Annotated in this window: 9 protein-coding genes; 4 read left to right on the top strand and 5 right to left on the bottom strand. The window is 54.2% G+C overall.

The window, feature by feature from the left end; genetic code table 11:
• Positions 1-35: 35 nt before the first annotated feature.
• The 3 genes from M504_RS00595 to M504_RS00585 all read right to left on the bottom strand — a co-directional run bounded on the left by M504_RS00595 (position 36) and on the right by M504_RS00585 (position 8,146).
• Positions 36-3,788, bottom strand: coding sequence for a TonB-dependent receptor (locus tag M504_RS00595; RefSeq protein WP_047486784.1), 3,753 nt, complete (start codon positions 3,786-3,788; stop codon positions 36-38).
• Positions 3,789-4,269: 481 nt separating this feature from the next.
• The gene (locus M504_RS20960) at positions 4,270-6,174 is read right to left on the bottom strand and encodes an FG-GAP-like repeat-containing protein (RefSeq protein WP_052200155.1); all 1,905 of its coding nucleotides are present in this window, start codon (positions 6,172-6,174) and stop codon (positions 4,270-4,272) included.
• A 73-nt stretch (positions 6,175-6,247) separates the two neighbouring features.
• The gene (locus M504_RS00585) at positions 6,248-8,146 is read right to left on the bottom strand and encodes a PQQ-binding-like beta-propeller repeat protein (RefSeq protein WP_052200154.1); all 1,899 of its coding nucleotides are present in this window, start codon (positions 8,144-8,146) and stop codon (positions 6,248-6,250) included.
• A gap of 586 nt (positions 8,147-8,732) precedes the next feature.
• Here M504_RS00585 and M504_RS00575 point away from each other — a divergent pair.
• Positions 8,733-9,638, top strand: coding sequence for a sugar phosphate isomerase/epimerase (locus tag M504_RS00575; RefSeq protein WP_047486782.1), 906 nt, complete (start codon positions 8,733-8,735; stop codon positions 9,636-9,638).
• 275 nt (positions 9,639-9,913) lie between these two features.
• Here M504_RS00575 and M504_RS22685 read toward each other — a convergent pair whose 3' ends face one another.
• Positions 9,914-10,282 (bottom strand): helix-turn-helix transcriptional regulator, encoded by a 369-nt coding sequence (locus M504_RS22685; protein ID WP_369792902.1) that lies wholly within the window; start codon positions 10,280-10,282, stop codon positions 9,914-9,916.
• A 521-nt stretch (positions 10,283-10,803) separates the two neighbouring features.
• Here M504_RS22685 and M504_RS00565 point away from each other — a divergent pair.
• Positions 10,804-11,232, top strand: coding sequence for a hypothetical protein (locus M504_RS00565; RefSeq protein WP_047486778.1), 429 nt, complete (start codon positions 10,804-10,806; stop codon positions 11,230-11,232).
• Between the two features lie 226 nt (positions 11,233-11,458).
• Here the strand turns inward: M504_RS00565 and M504_RS00560 are convergent, their stop codons facing one another.
• On the bottom strand, positions 11,459-13,981 hold the full coding sequence (locus M504_RS00560; RefSeq protein WP_156993372.1) for a hypothetical protein: 2,523 nt from the start codon (positions 13,979-13,981) through the stop codon (positions 11,459-11,461).
• 188 nt (positions 13,982-14,169) lie between these two features.
• On the opposite strand from M504_RS00560, the gene M504_RS00555 reads away from it, so the two are divergent.
• Both M504_RS00555 and M504_RS00550 read left to right on the top strand, forming a co-directional pair.
• On the top strand, positions 14,170-16,497 hold the full coding sequence (locus M504_RS00555; protein ID WP_198137491.1) for a winged helix-turn-helix domain-containing protein: 2,328 nt from the start codon (positions 14,170-14,172) through the stop codon (positions 16,495-16,497).
• A gap of 198 nt (positions 16,498-16,695) precedes the next feature.
• Positions 16,696-18,225 carry a di-heme oxidoredictase family protein gene (locus M504_RS00550; RefSeq protein ID WP_047486772.1) on the top strand — a complete coding sequence of 510 codons (1,530 nt, stop codon included), beginning with the start codon at positions 16,696-16,698 and terminating at the stop codon, positions 18,223-18,225.
• Positions 18,226-18,242 lie beyond the last annotated feature (17 nt).

Here is an 18,242-nt window from a genome sequence, read left to right as displayed (position 1 = left end):
CGCGGCACCGCTTAGCGCACGGGGTACTTGCATAGTTAGAAGACCAGGCGTGCGTGCATCTGAATCTGCCTTGGGTCAAAGGCATTCATATTCACGGTTCCAAACGTGCTACTGGTGCCGAGACCTGGGATCAGACCTCTGCTCACGTTGTTCACAAGGTTGGGTGATCCAAGTCCTCCGACATAGGCTCCGTTGTATTCCGCAGTATTCAACAGATTCGTCGCTTCCGCTGCCACGTCCAGCTGGAAACGCTCAAACAGCGGGAAACTGCGTCGTAGGCTGAAGTCCACGTTGTAACGGCTGTTCGTCCGGATGTTTCCGTCCGTTTGAGAATGATTTCCAACCCAATACAAATCCTGCACAATGCTCCCGTTCGGAGTTGTAAGTGTTCGACTGGAGTAAGCGCAAGCGTTGTATTTCAACAATGAGTACTTCGCTGGCGTGACCGTTTTGCCGCAAGGAAGTGTAACCGTCGTCGAACCGTTGTACCGCTTCTGGAACTCCTTCGGTAGGACAACATTCTGTCCAGCAACACGATCCAGTCGAGACGTCAGCGATCCATTGTTTGAGAAGCTTAAAACCACTGGCATACCGGATTGCATTGTGATCACGCTACCAAAGCTCCATCCCCCCAGTAGCGCGCGTCCCACGACATTGCCAACGGCGTACTTTCCATCCTTTCCAAATTGCGACTTGTAAATCAAAGTAGCGACAAGACGATGTGGCTGATCAGCAAGCCCATAATTCCGGTTGAGTCCATTGTTCAAAAGATCAGGCGTTCCAAGCGAACCACCAGCATTCACACCCTGGCCGTCTTCAATTCCGGTTACGGAATAATCCAGCTCCTTGCTCCACGTGTAATTCACGATCATATTGAAGCCAGACTGGAAGTTGTGACGCAACGAAGCTTGCAATGAGTTGAAGTTGGAGTAGCCTCTTGATCCGTTGAGAAACGCTCCGTAAAGCAATGGATAAGGCGTCTGTGGGATGAACTGCTGAATCGTTGATCCAGCAAGCGCATTCTGGAACGGCAGCAATTGTCCACCTGTTGGCTGATACGGATTCTGCACCAATGCCGTTGCCGGATTCGATGTCCCATTGTTTGCGATGTACTGACTACGATAGTTCGCAAGAATGGAAGGGTCGACAGACTGCAGCGTCTCAAACGGCTGATTACGCGTTGTCAGGTTCGATCCGTAGGATCCTGCCCATCCAAGCGAGAACAGGTAGCCGCCACCTTTGCCGAAAGCTTGTTCAAGAAACACATTTCCCTGCTTCATCAACTGGTTCTTCAGGTGCCGATCGAAATAGGCGCCGGTTGTTCCATACACCTGCGGCGCAGCGGCATTGGCTCCAACTGCCGGTACAAGCGGAGAGGCATCAGTAAACCGCGTGACAGGAACACCTTGCGGGTTTGTGCCAAATGGCAACGCCTGATTGCCTGGAGAGAATGGCGTTCCACCGTAATCGTTCGGGCTTGAGAAGTAGCCGGTATTGCTTGGCAGATAGGCAAATGCAAATCCGCCGCGAATCACAGTCCCTTCATGCACCTGGTACGCAAGTCCGACACGAGGCTGGAAGTCTGTGTATTCCGTATCCCAGAGGTTTCTGCTGTAGCCATTCGTTCCCGGGAAAGCAATCACGCCTTTGCTTCCGAAAGGATTGTTCCGAGTGAAGTCGATACCAGACAGACGGTTATACCGTTCTGTAGGTCCAGGCTGAAGATCCCAACGAAGACCAAGGTTAATGGTCAGATTCGGTCGCACCTTCCAGTCGTTCTGTGAGTACACCGCGAAGTACTTCGCCGCGTATGCCGGCTTCAGATTGGCTCCGGGACGCACAAACCAGACACCTTCACCCAGCAACATCGTTGCACCTGAAATTCCCTGCAGATTCGGGCTGGTATTACCAGGCGCCTGACCACCACTTGCAGTGACATATCGGAAGGAATAGTTGCCTCCGGGATCAGCCGCACAGCAGCCACCGATGTTCGCAGAGGCCTCTTCGAAGTCGTTGTAGTTGGCCAGCATCACACGATATTCAGAACCAACCTTATAGGTCCATTTCCCTGCGACCTTCGTCACGCTACCGTTGATAGCGTGAACCAACTGATGCTCTGCCTTGCTGGCGAACTGTCCAACTGAAAGTGCAGACCAGTTGCTGCCGCCACCACTGCCACCGAATCCAGCGGGGCTCACAACGGGCGCAGCGCCCGGTTGAGCAAACAAAGCCTGTGTCGCCGTAGGAATTCCAAAACTACCGTAATCAGTAAATCCGGAATGATTACCCGCGTAGTTGTAGGTGTTGATTCTTGTCACGCCATAGCGTACGTCAACATACAGCGTCGGGGAAAGCGTGATAGTGTCACCGATTTGCGCATACGGATTCTGATCCTGCGTAGTCGTCGGCGCGTTGTTGAAGGGAGCCGTACCAAACGGACGCGGTTGGGAGATCGTTCCGTAATCGATACCGCCGCTTGCATAAAATGAATGACGTCTCCACTTGAAGTCGAGACGATTATTCGATGACTGACGACGGACCATATTCACCACAGTTGCAGTGAAGTTGTTGGTGTTATAAACATCATCCGGCGTACGATTCGGCAGCGGATAATAGCTAAACATCTTGACCGCATACGGATTCGGATTCGGAATGATTGAATTTGCAATCTGTGCACGTTCGTACAGGTTCGCGCCACGCTGTGTCACATTGAATGGATCGAACAATAGCGCAGGCACAGGATTTCCGTTCGCATCCTGCTGGAATGTCTTACTGAAATCTCCTACGCGCTCCAGAGCCGTGGGCACAGTCTGGAGATACGTCTGCCCCTGGTTAAAGCGCAGGTAGTGATAGCTGGACGAGAAGAAGATCCGATCACGCCAGATAGGCCCTGTAATAGCTCCACCGAAGTCGTTCACCTTGAACGCAGGACGACGGATTCCCTGTGCTTTATTACCCGGCGAATTTGCATTCAGAGCCTCATTACGAATCATGTACGACACTTGTCCATGAAACGTATTTCCACCTGACTTTGTCGTAATTGCCATCACGGAATCACCACGGCCATAGTCCGCGGTGAAGTTATTCGCAATCACGCGAACTTCCTGAATGCCTTCGGTGTTCGGTACGATCGCTGCTTCGTTGAAGCCATTACCCGTAATCGGAAGACCATCGAGCTGGATGTCGTTCTCATACGCTCGACCACCATTTACGCCGATAGCGGAGAACTGAGCACGTCCCGCGACACCCACACCAAACGAGTTCAGATTCTGTGTGCTCGCAGACGTATTGCGAGGCTGAACGCCATTTTGTAGAGTCGCGTAGTACAGCGGATTCTGCGTGATGTTTGGGATAGCTTCAATCGTCTGAGCGTCTACGGCTCCAGACACGGTGCTGCTCTCCGTCTGAATCTGAGCCGCGGAAGCATTCACTTCCACCTGCTCAACAGAACCACCGACAGACAGCGTGCTATCCACCTTTACGGTCTGCGAGGTGGCCAGCACAACGCCCTTTGCCTTGAAGTCCTGGAAGCCGCCCTTGCTCACTGTAACGGTGTACTTACCAGCGGCAAGATACGGAATGGTGTATTGTCCGGAACTCGAAGCATCTGTCGTTTGAGTTTCATTGGTAGCTTCGTTCGTCACGGTCACCTTAGCCCCAGGCAAGAGTGCGCCGGTGCTGTCGATGGCTGTTCCGGTGATTGTCGCAGATCGAATCTGAGCGCTCGCAGATGAGACAAGTACTGCGGCAAGTGCGATTGCCGATCCAAAGCTCTTTCTGTAGTACATGGGTTGGCCTCCAACTACGTGTTGCGTATTATGCACTTCTTATTGCGTGAACGAGAAAAGGCTAGCAACGTCAAACAGAATTCGTCAAGGATTAAAAAATATTTTCAGACGATTGCTGTAATGCTTGCTGACGCTTGATAGCGCGCAACAAAATGTCGTCTTCCATGCGACTAAACACAGCCGCTTTCGTAATCACGAGAAATACTCGTGTCTGTACCACGGTGATAAAGCGGCTGTAATCACTCCGCGATTTAGAGGTGTGCAATCTTCCAGTACGCGCACGTGTGCACAAGAGCAATCGGTATCTTCGCCGAAATTGCTACGGCGATACCAATAGCGCGTGTACACGCAGGCTCTCTATCGTCTGCGAGGAAATTGGTATCGTTACATTACTTCAAAGGAGGTAATGTAACGACGAAAATACAAGTGTGCACAGTCTCATCCATCGGCCCGCCAGGACTTTGCTGGCCTCTGCCTTGATCTATTTTTCCTTTGTGCGAACCGGTCGTTTGGGTCGTGTATTCCAGTAAATGTCTGTTCCAAAACGCGTGGACGTTACGATATCCAGAACACCATCACGATTCAGGTCAACGGCGAGTACATCTGACCCCACACCACTGTGTGTATCAATAAGTTCAGGAACAAGCTTCGCGCCGCCAGGTGCCTTCGGATCGCGCACTGTCTTGTACCAATAGAGGACCGGAGCGTCTCGCGGATCAGGATCAAGGTTCGTATCCAGATGCGAAAAGTATCGTTTCCCCACAATGAAATCTGTCAGGCCATCGCCGTCGACATCTCCGAAGCCGGATCCATGTAGTTCTGAGAAGGTGACGTTCCCCGCGTTCGCAGTTGTGAAATCATCCATCACCATGTGTTCCACGAAAGTAATGTTTCCGTTTTCACGCTTCTGCTCATACCAGGCAAGTCCCCAGCCGTGAGAATTCAGCGACGTAACAATGTCATTCAATCCATCGCCGTTCACGTCGTAGACAGCCATAACGCTGCCTCCCATCATGCCGCGCCCATACTTCGCAAGAGCCTGCGGATGATAAGTCCAGGTCACATTTGCAGCGTTCTGCGCAGGCTGCTCCCACCATCCAAACGGATCGATGACGTCCATGCGACCATCGCCGTTTACATCCCCCACGCCAATGCCATGTGAAGCGCCATATCCCTTTTCAGAGATGTTATGTATCGTCCAGGGCTTTGTAGGATCGGAAGCATCGGGCTTCAGATAACGGACGTATCCTTCGCCGGAACACACCAGCTCTGGCTTGCCATCACCATCCACATCGCGCAGAACCGCAATCTCGCTTTGTACGGCCGAGCCAACGGTGTACTTATCCCAGCGACGATTCTCCCCTTTGGGATTGATGTAGAGCTGGATACCGGGACCATTACCAAACATCACTGTCAGAACATCGGGCCAGCCATCGCCGTTGAAGTCTGCAGCAAACTCCATTGTCGAATCAGTAGCAAATTCTGTCGTGGGATTTGAGCTAAGCGCCAGCCATATCTCACACGACGTTCTGTAATCCGGACCGTAATAGATGTAAGGTCCGGAAACAATGTCCAGCACGCCATCGTGGTTGAAGTCAGCAGCAGCCGTACCCCACGAATAATAGAAGTCGTTAAGCTTCTGCTTGCGAAAGCCATCGCCCACCTTCTCCGCATCGCGGACCTTACGATTCAGATCCTTTAGGGCCAACTTGCGAAAGCTGACCTGGCCTCCACTTCCTACATAAAGCCCAACGCGTCCGTAGCCTTCTTCGGAGATCGCGCCTTCCTGATGCCCATCATTCAGGAATGATCGAACAGTATTCGCATCGAAGAAACTCTCAACGCGGTTCCATTCCCCGACTTTTAACGAAGTATCAGGGGCATGTAGAGGCAACACAACAGTGTTCGCATTTCTTGGCCGTGCAGCGCCTCCGGTCTGAGGCTTTGCTGGAGGAGGCGTAACCCGCTGCAGCAAGCCACCACGGGCTAACAAGTCCTTGCGAACGATCTTGCCATCGCGATCAATGGAGACAGCAAATGTCGGAAGCGAGCTCTCACTGAACGAAACAAGAACGCCTTTCAATCCACCATCGGAAGTCGGCTTTGCACGCAACAGAAATCCTGCATCACAAGGATTGGCACAGCGGAATTCACCATAAAAAGCCACATCCTGGTAAGACTTATCCGAAAGGAGCCATGCCCCATTCGCTCCCCCATGCCCGACAATGCTATCTCCCTCTGGCTGCCATGATCCGCTCCCTGTCGATGACCACGCATGCAATGTGTTGCTCTGATACCGAATATCTGGCTGAAAGGACTGTGCTCCGGCACTCAACGTGGTGCATGCAGCACTAAGGAATAGCAAGAAGGTGGCGAGATGCTTCATAGGAAGTTACTCCAGAGATGAGCGTGACTTGTTGCGAACTTTGCCTTGCGACCCAAGTGATTTCGTCAAAGGGTTATGGAAGAGCATAAGCATAGATTGTTGGATGAGCCGGCGTGGAACCATTGCCACCACCTGCAACGACGACGACATACTGTTTCTTATTCGCACCTTGATAGGAAATTGGAACAGTAGACCCGTTTGAGTTAAGAGTTGTCTCCCAAACTTTCTTACCGTTGTGCGCGTCAAAGGCACGGAACTTTTGATCTTCTGTGGCGGCAATAAAAACAAGGCCACCTGCTGTTGCAATTGGACCGCCGGTATTTGTTCTTCCAGTCGTTGGAATCCCAATTGCATCAAGTTCTGAGAATGATCCCAAGGGAATGCGCCAGGCAATCTCACCCGTGTTCACATTCACGGCACTCAACTCACCCCACGGTGGTGCCTGGCAGGGCCAGGGTCCCACTTGAAAAAGGTCTTTGACACCGGCTGGCGGGTGATCTGGGCCGACACGACTATATGTCCCGTCTTTTTCCTTCACCAACTTGCTCAGCATGCCTTCACTCTTGGAATTCACAAAGAGCAAACCAAGTTTTGGATCGAACGCAGTTCCGCCCCAATTCCCGCCTCCCGTCCATCCGGGAAACACGATACGCAACTTGGGACCGTATTCGGCATAGGGGCCTCCCATCAGAACACCGCCCTCCAAGCCAAGCAAGTCTTTACAAGCCTTATCGTGCTCTGGAGTCAACTTCGCCATCTCGGCGTCTGTACCTTCAAAATGATTCAGACTCAACGCCGCGGGCTTAACCGGAAATGGCTGTGTAGGAGAAGGTTCATCCCCCGGTGGCACGTTATCCGCAGGTATGGGCCTTTCCTCAACATCAAAGATCGGCTTGCCCGTTTTGCGATCAAGGATAAAGAGCAAACTCTGCTTTGTGCTCTGTGCAACGGCCTCGATCTCCTTACCGTGGCGATGAACATCTAACAGAACAGGCGCAGCCGTAATGTCATAGTCCCAGTTGTCGTGATGCGTTGTCTGATAAAACCATTTCAACTTTCCGGTCGCCACATCCAGAGCAACAAGCGACGAACCATACAGATTCGTCCCTTTACGATCACCACCGTAGAAGTCGGTAGTAGGTGTTCCCAGAGGAATGAAGATGGTGCTGGTCTGCGCATCCACCGTCATCAGCCCCCATACATTCAACCCAGAGCGATCCTTCCATTGATCTTCCTGCCATACCTCATGGTTCGCTTCACCAGGACGCGGCAGCGTGTGGAATGTCCAAACCAGTTTGCCCGTTCGTACGTCCCATGCGCGGACGTCACCACTCGGCCCTTTGCTGGGCATCTCCTGCAACTGGCATCCAGTAATGACAAGATTCTTGAAGATCGCAGGCGGAGATGAGATGCCATAGTGTGCATTCGGATATTTATCCGCAACACCAACGCGCACATTCAAAGCACCATCCTCACCAAATGCCTTCACCGCCTCACCGGTCTTCGCATCAAGTGCAAACAACTTCCCGTTGGAGGTTCCAATGAAGATGCGAGGACCATCACTTCCCTCACCGGGCCAGTATGAAATTCCTCTCGACGCCGGATTGGCTGGCAGTGTGTGGTCCCAGATCACAGTCCCATCGGTGGCGTGCAATGCAACGACATGAGAGAACGGCGTCGAAAAATACATCACGTCACCAACCACCAGCGGCGTCGTTTTCGATGTGCGAACAATCCTTCTTCCACTCGCTGTCGTCACAGTGGGTGTTGTCACTGGCGCAGTCATATCAAAGCTCCAGGCAAGCTTCAACGAACTCACATTCGCCACGTTGATTTGCTTCAGTGGCGAAAAGCGCGTACTGGATGTGTCGTGACCATACATGGGCCAATCCGCACCCTTCTGAGCACCAATCGGAGAAACCAGAGCCAGAACGGAGAAGAAGAACAAATACTTGTTAACCACAGAGCCCATTGTTGCGTATTACGCAATGCTATTTGCTTAATGAGAGTGAACAAGTGTATAAATCTCCGTGTTCAGGAAAGTCAAGCATGTACGCGATTCTTTCCATTGGGTTTCATCAGAAGCGAGCTTTCAATGCGTCGACGGACAGATTCTCCCCAATCAGATCGAAGGAAACCTCACCTGAAACCGCACAGACCGGTGACCTTTTGGGCTTGGCTGTGCGGGGTATCTCTGCTGATAATCACTCTGTGTATCAGCACCTATGCGCATTCTCAGGCGCCTCAGACTGCCTCGTCCGATCTCCCACCCGGTGAAGGAAAGGCTGTTGTTCAGCGCGCCTGCACCACGTGCCACACATCGGGGACGATCTCTCGCAAGCGTGCCACCGCCGCAGAATGGTCAGCCACAGTAGATGAAATGGTGAATCGAGGTGCGGAACTGAGCGATGAAGAGATCGTCACAGTCAGCCGCTATCTTGCGTCCAGCTTTCCTGCAACATCGAGCCCGAACACCACGACCACACCAACCGTTCCATAAAGATCAGGCCGAATAGCATTCACGCCGGTCAAAATGCCGGCGGTACTGGAGAAACAGCATGGAGTTAAACCGCCGCACGTTCTGCAAGTCAGCCGTGTTCACTGCCAGCCTTGCAGCACTTAACCCCGGTTCCCTCTTCGCATCACCTCGCAAGCGCAACATCGTTGTAGGACACACAGCAATCACGTGGTCCAACAAAGATGTCGCGACGGCAATCGCTGATATCGGTGGCGAGGGCTTTTACGGATTCGAAACATTCGGCGAGGTACTGGAACGTTGGGAGCAACAGCCAGGCGGTCTGGGCGCGGTACTTAAGGCGCATTCTCTCCCATTAATCTCTGCGTACTGCGCCCTGAACCTGACCGATGCTTCGGCAAGAAAAGAAGAGATTGCCAAGGCCGTACGCTGGGCAAGCATCGTTAAGAAATACGGCGGACGCGTTGCCGTCATCGGGCCCAATGCAGTGGATCGAAAGACGTATGACTTCTCTCAGCACAAGTCGACCATCGTGGATTCACTGAATGAAATCTGCCAGGCCGTAACCGACATCGGAATCACCGCCGCGCTGCATCAGCACACCGGAACCTGCGTGGAATCGAAGGACGAAACTTACGAAATTCTCCATTCCGTGAACACCAAATATGTTCGCTTCGGCCCCGACATTGGCCAACTCACAAAGGGTGGCTCCGACGCAACCGCAGTCGTTCGCGACTTCCTTCCCATCATCGAACACATGCACCTGAAGGATTGGAACGGCAAGGACGATCACTTCGCCGGTTACTGCCCGCTGGGACAGGGCAAGGTCAACGTACCAGCAGTGCTGGATCTAATGGCAGGCCGCAAGCTGAAGGGCATGATCATGGTGGAACTCGACTACGACGGCAAAGAGTCGTTCGTTCCCTTGAAGCTGGTGCAGGAAAGCAAGCACTACCTGCAGTCGCAAGGCGTTCACTTTCGAAACTAAACACTCGACGAACTTTACGTGCGATTAGCTAGAGGTTGAACGCAACGTTCGCAGAGATCAGCCAGAGTGGCTTCAAGGCTGTCCCGACAACTGGGTCGTGAACTCGGTCGAGTTATGTCGAAGGAAGCGGGTCGCCGGCAGGCGGCTACCGTGCTGTGTTACATCAAAACCCGGCGTGACGATCGGAAGACTTTCACCGTATGCGGGAATGCGCCACATCGTGGGTTGCGATTTGTCGGTCGGGTCAAATGTACAAGCGTGCCAAGGAAGTTCATCTACTCCATAAACGTGACACGCAACTGATCGCGTTTGAAGAGCAGCGATGGAGCGATTCCAAACGTGGAGCGAAAAGTTCGTGAGAGATGCGCAGAATCCGAAAATCCGGCAGCATACGCTGCTTCAGTCAGGCTGGATCCGCGCACGGCGGCTTCGACAGCGACACGTATGCGACACCACAAGATGTAGCGCCGAAGCGGAACTCCAGTAGCGTCTTTGAATCGATGTGCGAAGCGGCTGGGTGAACGATGGACCGCCGACGCGAGGGCTGTTAAGGATATGGCTCTTCCAAGATTTAGGTGGATCAGGTTACACGCTTCCGAGATCAATGGATCGAAGACCGATTCCGAGCACGGAGACTTGCCCATCACGTTTTCGACGAAGGCATTTGCTGCCACAGGATCACACTTTGCAATTCTTCGTGCGGCGGATCGCAAGCTACTTCGGAACGGTAAGGCGACAATGTCTTCAGCATGTCGCTCGGGGAAGTTCGCCCACTCTACGCTCTCTGGCTCAACAAACAATATGACCGAAGCGCCATAGGCTGGATGGGCGTGAGGAAGATCTGGCGGGATCAGAACTAAGTCCGAGGTGTGCCTGACTCGTTTCTTCGTTTCGAAGATCGCTGGCCCGTCAAGACCGAGTGCAATTTGCGCGAAGTGGTGACTATGCAACTCCGAAGCGTATGCGGGTGCAAGCAAGAGCAAGCGCTTTGTCCACATATAGAGCTGGAATGGTTCGGGCTGCACAATAGCCAGTTTATTCAAGTCTCATCTTCTCATTCTGCTTAATCTTTGCATTAGTAAAGCGGCCTTTCGAGGCGAAGCGATTCAGATTTACTTGAATCGATGCTCGCTCAGGCGTCTTGGTCGCAAAAGTGGAGGGATGAATGGAATATGCAACTGTCGAAGGCACATTAGAAACGGGCATTGCTCCGGAACAGATTCTGAGAGTCTTGGAGCAACCCGAACTTCTCCCACATTGGGCCCCAGCGTTCGCGGACCGTGTAGAGCCTGGCGATGAGGGAGCATGGCATGTCACAAAGAACGACACTGCATTCGAGATCCGTGTCGAAACCTCTCGCGTGGCGATGATCACTCAGTTCTCGAGAGAGATTGCCGGTGGCCAAACGGTTGGTGCTGTCATCCGCCTCGTTCACCGCATCGGCGGAGGATGCATTCTCAACATGAGGCTTCCTCTTGGGGATCCATCAAATCGTGAAACAGTTCAAAACCTGCTTCGAGAAGAACTGAATAACCTTGTCGATTTGACCCAAAGCTTATTGCATCCAACCCAACAAGCTCTGGGCACAGCATGATCAAGGACATCAATCACTTCGCTACAAGGTGAGGTTCTGATGGGGGAACAATAACTCTCTAAAGCGTCCGCGCCTCTTTACAAGGCTCTCGATATTTCTCGAAGAGGCGAGGACGCAAGAGCGGAACGAGCAGTTGGTTTTTTTTCGTGGCGCTCCTTGCTGCAAGCGCATGGCTTTTCACTGAAGAGGGGGTGGATTGGTTTTATAGGATCTTCATGTCGGTTGCCTATCTTCCGACGGATGCTGGTGCCGCAGCCGCATGCATCGGTGATGGCAGCTTGATCGTCGCAACCGCCCCAGGATCATCCCTCAACTTCAGGTACAGCGTCGCACCATCCGAAGGTGTCGGCACTGCAAACTCGCCCTGCGCATAGCCCGTTGGCACATCCGCTGCTTTGGCAAAGTCCTTGCCAGCTCCAAACGTTTGCACCAGGAATAGATTCTTCCCGCCCACCGTGCACGTCGGTGCATCGGCAGTCGTACACTTCACATCACTGATCTCCGGCGTACGCACCAATACACCCAGTCGTATCCAATCGCCCGTGGTCCCATCTGCTGTTATCGGCCGAATCGCAAGTGGCCCAAACGCTGACTGCCCAAATGCTTTTAACGGCTCCAGTGTCGCAATCGCTGTGTGCTGATCCTGTAGCACCAGGTTGTTCTCTGCGAGCGACAGCGTTGTCTTAAAGCTCTCCTTATCGGTTGCCACCTCAATCTTCTGCGTAGGGGGAAACGCATCCTTCGTCGTAATCACAAAGGTGAGCTTGCCATGGAGTGGAATCTCATCCTTGCCACTCAGCACCACCGGCAGCGTTCCTCCGTCCTGCATCGGAGTCGCGTTCATCGACACCAGCGTCAGTCCCGGCCTCGCTTCCGACGCCGCCACCTTCACTGGCAACACGCGTCCATCCTTCAGCTTCGCCTTCGCCTCTTCGCCATCCTTCGGCGTCACGCCTGCCTTCGCTTCCAGATGCACCGTCGCATCATTACTGCCCGCGGTCGGAGTAAACGTCTGCCCATCTAACTCCAGCGAAACCACACTGCTCAGCCCCTTGCCCGTAAGCTCCGCCGTCTGGTCACCCGCATGCATCCTGATGGCATCCAGCCGAATCTCCGCGTTATACGCCGTCAACGGCACGCGTTCTTCGTTGGCATCACCAAACTGCTTAATCCCCAGCGAATATCCGCCCGGCTCCACATTCTTCAACGACACATTCAACGCGAGCGTATTCTTCTGCGGCTTGCCGCCATCGCCCTTTGCTTGCTCGTACTTCACATCCACATCCTTGGCGTCCTTCGCTCCCTGTGCAGGATTCAATGCGATGTGCTCCACGCAAGCAGTTCCATTCCCAGTCAGCGTCAGCTTGCTGTCCTGCCCCGCCATCAACTGTGGATTCCCAACGACCTTCCAGTCCTTACCGTTCACCTGCTGCAGCGTCACAGTGGGACCCTGAAAGTGATCGAAGCCCCAGAACCCCGTGATCGTTCCCGTGATTGTCAGATCTGTATCCGAACCCAGCTTGCCTTCCGGCTTGATCGCATCATTCGCACTCGTATCATCCAGTTGCTTCCGTGTACTCGGCGCAGCGAACACGAGCCCACCCTGCTCGGCATCCGCTTGAAGCGGAAGATCCGTCGCGTTACCTGTCCGGTTCAGGTGCAGCACCAGGTCGCGCGCAAGCGCGGTCGAATACACCAACGGAGCACCTTCAATCTGCATCACCATCTTCGGGTTCTTCAAACACGGCATCACATCGGCGTTTGTCACCTTTAATGGAGGCAGCTTCGCCGCCTGTACTGCAGGCAGTGCAATCACTACAACCGACTTCGGATTAATGAACGACACTGGTGCGTTCAGCTTCAGATTCAGTGCTGTGCCATCTGGTGTCGCAAGTGCAGGAATGTATTGGTACTGTGCCGTCCGCAGCGAACTCACAATGTGGATCGCATCCATCACCACACCCACATACGCGGAATACAACCCCGCACCGGCCTGCGGTGTATACGAAGCATTGGCTGCCAGATCCTGCGCAGTGCCTGACGAAATGGTCTCCGTCACGCCCATTGAGTGCCCATCATTCAGCAACAACGGAGCCGTACCTTGCGTCAGACACGTCACCTGTTGCGACACCGGCTGCTTGAAACAATCCGGATTCGGCTTTAGTCCCAGCGTCGTCGCAAGTTTCGATGACTGATCTGAAATCACCTTTGCATCTTTCGAATCCACCTTCTTCATCGCGTCCAGATAGCGCTGTACTCGCTGCTGCTCAAACGACGCCTCATTCAGCTCAGCATCCGCGCGAATAAACAGCCCAGGACGCCCCCGCACCGCACCACGCAGCGTCTTAAAATCCCCGCCCGTCTCCGGTGCGATAAACATCAGTGCCTGCTCCGCGCCTTCAGGCACAACAATGGTCGTGCCTTCCCGCGTCTTCTTGTCCCACGTATCGATCTCGTGAAACCAATCCTCCGGCGGCTCATTCGTAGTTCCGCGTAGAAAGGCAACAATCAGCAATAGATGATTCGACTGTGTCGAAGGCAGATCGGCTTTGACGAAGAGTTTGTCGCCCGCCTGAAGATTCGGCACCTGCGCAATCGGCAGCGTCACACCTCCACGCTGCACATGCACATCCACTTTGGGGCCAGCCAGATCAAACTTCACAGGATCGTCGGCCCACGAGCGCGTAAACACGCCTCCCAAAACCATCAATCCAGCTGTGAGACAAGCCACACGAATTGCACGCTTCATTGCTATCTACCCTGAGTCAGTTACTCGACATTGGTAGATGCCCGTGATTCCGCCGCCGTTGTGCCGCCGTTGCACGCCGGAAACTGGCTAAATCGCTCCCGTAGTACTCTGGTCTCGGAATCTCAACCCGTGCGTTGTTCCGCCTGAGCCTTTTTTGCTTCGTCGGTGTGAGCACGCAGGAGCTGTGTTTGCTCTATCTGTTTGACGATTACGAACTGAATGAGCAGGAGTTCTCACTCGAGCGAGGTGGGAAACGCCTTCCTCTGGAGCCGCGTGCCCTTAGCGTTCTGCTGGTGTTGGTAGAAAACCAGGGACGGCTGATGGAGAAGAGGGCTCTCCTGGAAGCAGTTTGGAAAGAGACCTACGTCGAAGAGACGACGTTGACCCGCGCGATCGCACTGATCCGCAAGACTCTCGAAGATAACTCGCGTGCTCCGCGATACGTTGAGACCGTCCCCACCCGTGGCTACCGATTCATCGCGCCAGTTAAGATTCGACAGACGACTGTAGCGCCAACTGAACCACTTCAACAAGCTCCAGCGCCACCCGAAGTTCCTCTTGCAGATGTTCCGGGAGCAACATCGTCTGCGACAGAAATAACACCTCGCCCCAAACGTTTCCTCACACGAATTCCCGCATACGTAGCAATAGCTGCATGCATATGTGTGGCGACAGTGGTCGGTCTCATCGAGCATCGCAATCATCGTCTCCCACACTTCAGCACCACCGATACGCTTGTCCTTGCAGACTTCAACAACAGCAGTGGCGACCCGGTATTCGACGAAGCGCTGCGACAGGGCATGTTGGTGCAGTTGGAACAGTCACCAGTGCTGCGGCTCGCAAGTGACGGGCAAATCCGCAAAACAATCAAGTTGATGAATATGCCCTCAGGTGCACGCGTAACTCCTGAGATCGGGCGTGAAGTCTGCCAACGCATTGGTGGCAACGTGGTCCTGGATGGCTCGATCTCCAGGCTAGGAAATGAATATGTCATCGCACTGCGTGGCAGACGTTGCAGCACGGGCGAAGAGTTGGATGCCGAACAAATTCAGATCGCCCGGAAGGAAGACGCACTTGGTGCCCTCACACAAATAGCTACGCGTTTCCGAACCCGCATCGGCGAAGCCAGCGCAACCATCAAGGACTTCGATACACCACTGGCGGAAGCTACGACGCCTTCGCTGGAAGCGCTGCAAGCCTTCAGCAAGGGTGTTAACACCTTCAACACAAAGGGCAGCCGAGCTGCGTTACCTCTGTTCCAGCAGGCAACCATCACCGACCCGCAGTTTGCGGCGGCGCATGTCTGGCTTGGACGAATGTACGCCGACCTGGGCGAGGAAACCCTCGCCATACAAAGCACGCAACGGGCATATGACCTGCGCGAACGTGCAAGTGAGCGGGAACGTTTCTCCATCGATGTTTCGTACGATCTGCTGGTAACCGGCAATCTCGAAAAAGCACGATCCGCTTGCGACGCGTGGATTCAGATGTACCCGCGTGACGTGTACCCACGGAACTTTCTTTCTGCCCTGGTGTATCCCGCCTACGGTCAGCATGAGAAAGCATTGGCGGAAGCAAAAGCTGCAATTGAGATTGATCCAGACTTCGTTGTCGGCTATCGCAACGCAGCGACGAATCTCATTGCTCTGAACAGGCCCACGGAAGCAGAGCAGGTGTTGGCTCAGGCTTCGCAGCGAAACCTGTACCTCGCCAGCTTTGTCACGGACCGATATCGCATCGCATTTTTACGAGGCGACACCGATGGGATGAAACGGGCCGCGGACGCTGCGCCCACCAACCCGTGGCTGTTGTTCTATCAATCGGCGACACTTGCTCAGAGCGCAAGACTGGCGCAGGCGCGCGCGCTACACGAGCAAACCCTGCAGCTCGCACGGCACGGAAACCGGCGCGACATGGAAGCTGACTTGTTGGTGAACGCATCACTGACCAACGCGCTGTACGGTTTCTCAGACGACGCGGTCCGTCAGGCACGCTCTGCCCTTCAGCTGTCGTCCGGCAGATATGTAATGTATGCCGCAGCAACGGCTCTGGCCATAACCGGGCACACAACAGAAGCCGCTCACATTGCGGACGCACTTGCGCACAAGTTTCCCGAAGACACCATCGTCCGTTACAGCTACGTCCCCACCGTTCGTGCGGCCATCGCTCTCGCGAACAAGCATCCACAACAAGCACTCGACCTGCTCCAAGAAGCCGCGCAGTTCGAACTCAGCTTGCCGTTGTATCCGGTCTTCCTGCGTGGGGAAGCCTACCTGTCCCTGGGACAAGGCGCTCGCGCTGCAGCCGAGTTCCACAAGATCGTAGCTAGCCCAGGCCTCGTTCTGAATGACCCACTTCTCTGCCTCGCGCAGATTAATCTCGCCAAGGCCGACCTCCAGATTGGGGATAAAGCCGGTGCGAAAACCGCCTTGGAAACCGTCCTCAGGAAGTGGAATGGTGCTGACGCGAACTTTTCGCCGCTGCGCAGCGTGCAAACACTCCGAACAGGAATGTAACTAAGCTCCTACGTCTGAGAGACTTACAGACCCTAAGAAAACCATCACAGAAACACAGCGCATTCCTAAGACACATTTGCCATCGCGCCAATGCATAGTTCTCCCACCCCCGATGGAATGGTGAACGGGCGCAGGGATTCTGCGTTATTGGGCTGCGCTCGTTCAGTTCCTCTCGGGAGTTCTTGAGGAGATTGCCCCTTGAAGCCTTTCCCCTACTGCCTCCGTCGGTTGACTCTGCTTTCGTTATTTCTCGTTCTGATCGCTCAGACAGCCACTGCGCAGCAGTTTGGCCCACCGTGGATGCGTGCGCGTGATCCCGGCCCACGGCCCAATCCCAAGAGCACCATCCCCAGTCCGGTGCCGAACCTGAATGCGAATGAGATCGCTCTGTTCACCGAGAGCCTGCTGCGCGTTTCAGAGCTGGAAGGCACCTGCGACACCTGTGTGCAACAGCCGCAGGGTGTCTCCCCCATCGATCCGGATCCACAGAATCCGTTCTCGCCGAAGAAGCTCATCAATTCCGCGGGCATGGGTCCTGTGTTCAATGCAGACCAGTGCTTCACCTGCCATTTCCAACCGACCATCGGCGGCAGCGCTACTCGCGCCAATGCTGCATACGAAGTTGCAAACAGAATGGGAGCCCACAACAAGATTCCCAGCTTCGAAGAGCGCAATGGAGCCTTCCGCGAGGTCCGTTTCAAGTTCGACAAGAACGGAAAGCGAGATGGTGGTGTCCATAGCCTGTTCACCGTCGCCGGCCGTTCTGACGTACCTGCATCCTGCCGTGTGGAGCAGCCCGATTTTGAAAAGGAGTTGCGTGAGCGCAACCTGGCCTATCGCATCCCGCTGCAACTCTTTGGTCTGGGCCTGATCGAATCCATTCAGGACTCCGAGATTCGCGACAACATGCGCGCCGACCGAGACCAGAAACGAGCGCTGGGTATTGAAGGCCGTCCCAACATCAATCCCAATACAGGCACCATCAGCCGCTTCGGCTGGAAAGCACAAAACGCATCTCTCACGGTCTTCGCTGGCGAAGCCTACAACGTTGAGATGGGCATCAGTAATGACCTTTTCCCCACCAGTCGCAACGAGAACCCGGAATGCAATAAGGCGTATCAACCATTCGATGTGCCTCGGACCGACTCTCTGTCGTACGACAATCCGCTGAAAATCATGCCAGCATGGCTGATGTTTACGGAGTTCATGCGCTTCGTGGATGCCCCGCAGCCTGCGCCTATGTCAGCTTCAGCCCGACGCGGCAAGGAGCTATTTGCAGAGGTGGGCTGCGCGTTCTGCCATACGCCTTCCATGAAGACACCCGGCACGGCAAACCCCGCAGGACAGTGGGACGAGGTAGGAGCAAAGACCGTGGCGTTACGTGGTCAAACGGTCAACCTCTATTCCGATCTCCTAATCCATCACATGGGCGCCACGCTAGCTGACAACGTAGTGCAGGGTGATGCCGGCCCCGACGAATTCCGCACAACGCCTCTGTGGGGCCTTGGACAGCGCATCTACTTCCTGCACGACGGTCGAACGTCAGACCTGATGACCGCCATCCAGGATCACTTCTCGTTTCCCGGCTTCGACGGCGGCGACAACCCCGCCAAGGATCGCGACTCGCAGAAGTATGGATTCTCAGAGGCGAACGCCACCGTGAGCCGATTCAATCGACTGTCAGAAATCGATAAACAATCCATCCTCGAATTTCTTCGGTCGCTTTAACGGCAGCAGAGTTGGGA

Source organism: Terriglobus sp. TAA 43, assembly GCF_000800015.1.
Taxonomy (GTDB): domain Bacteria; phylum Acidobacteriota; class Terriglobia; order Terriglobales; family Acidobacteriaceae; genus Terriglobus.
This window is presented reverse-complemented; position numbering and strand designations above follow the sequence as displayed.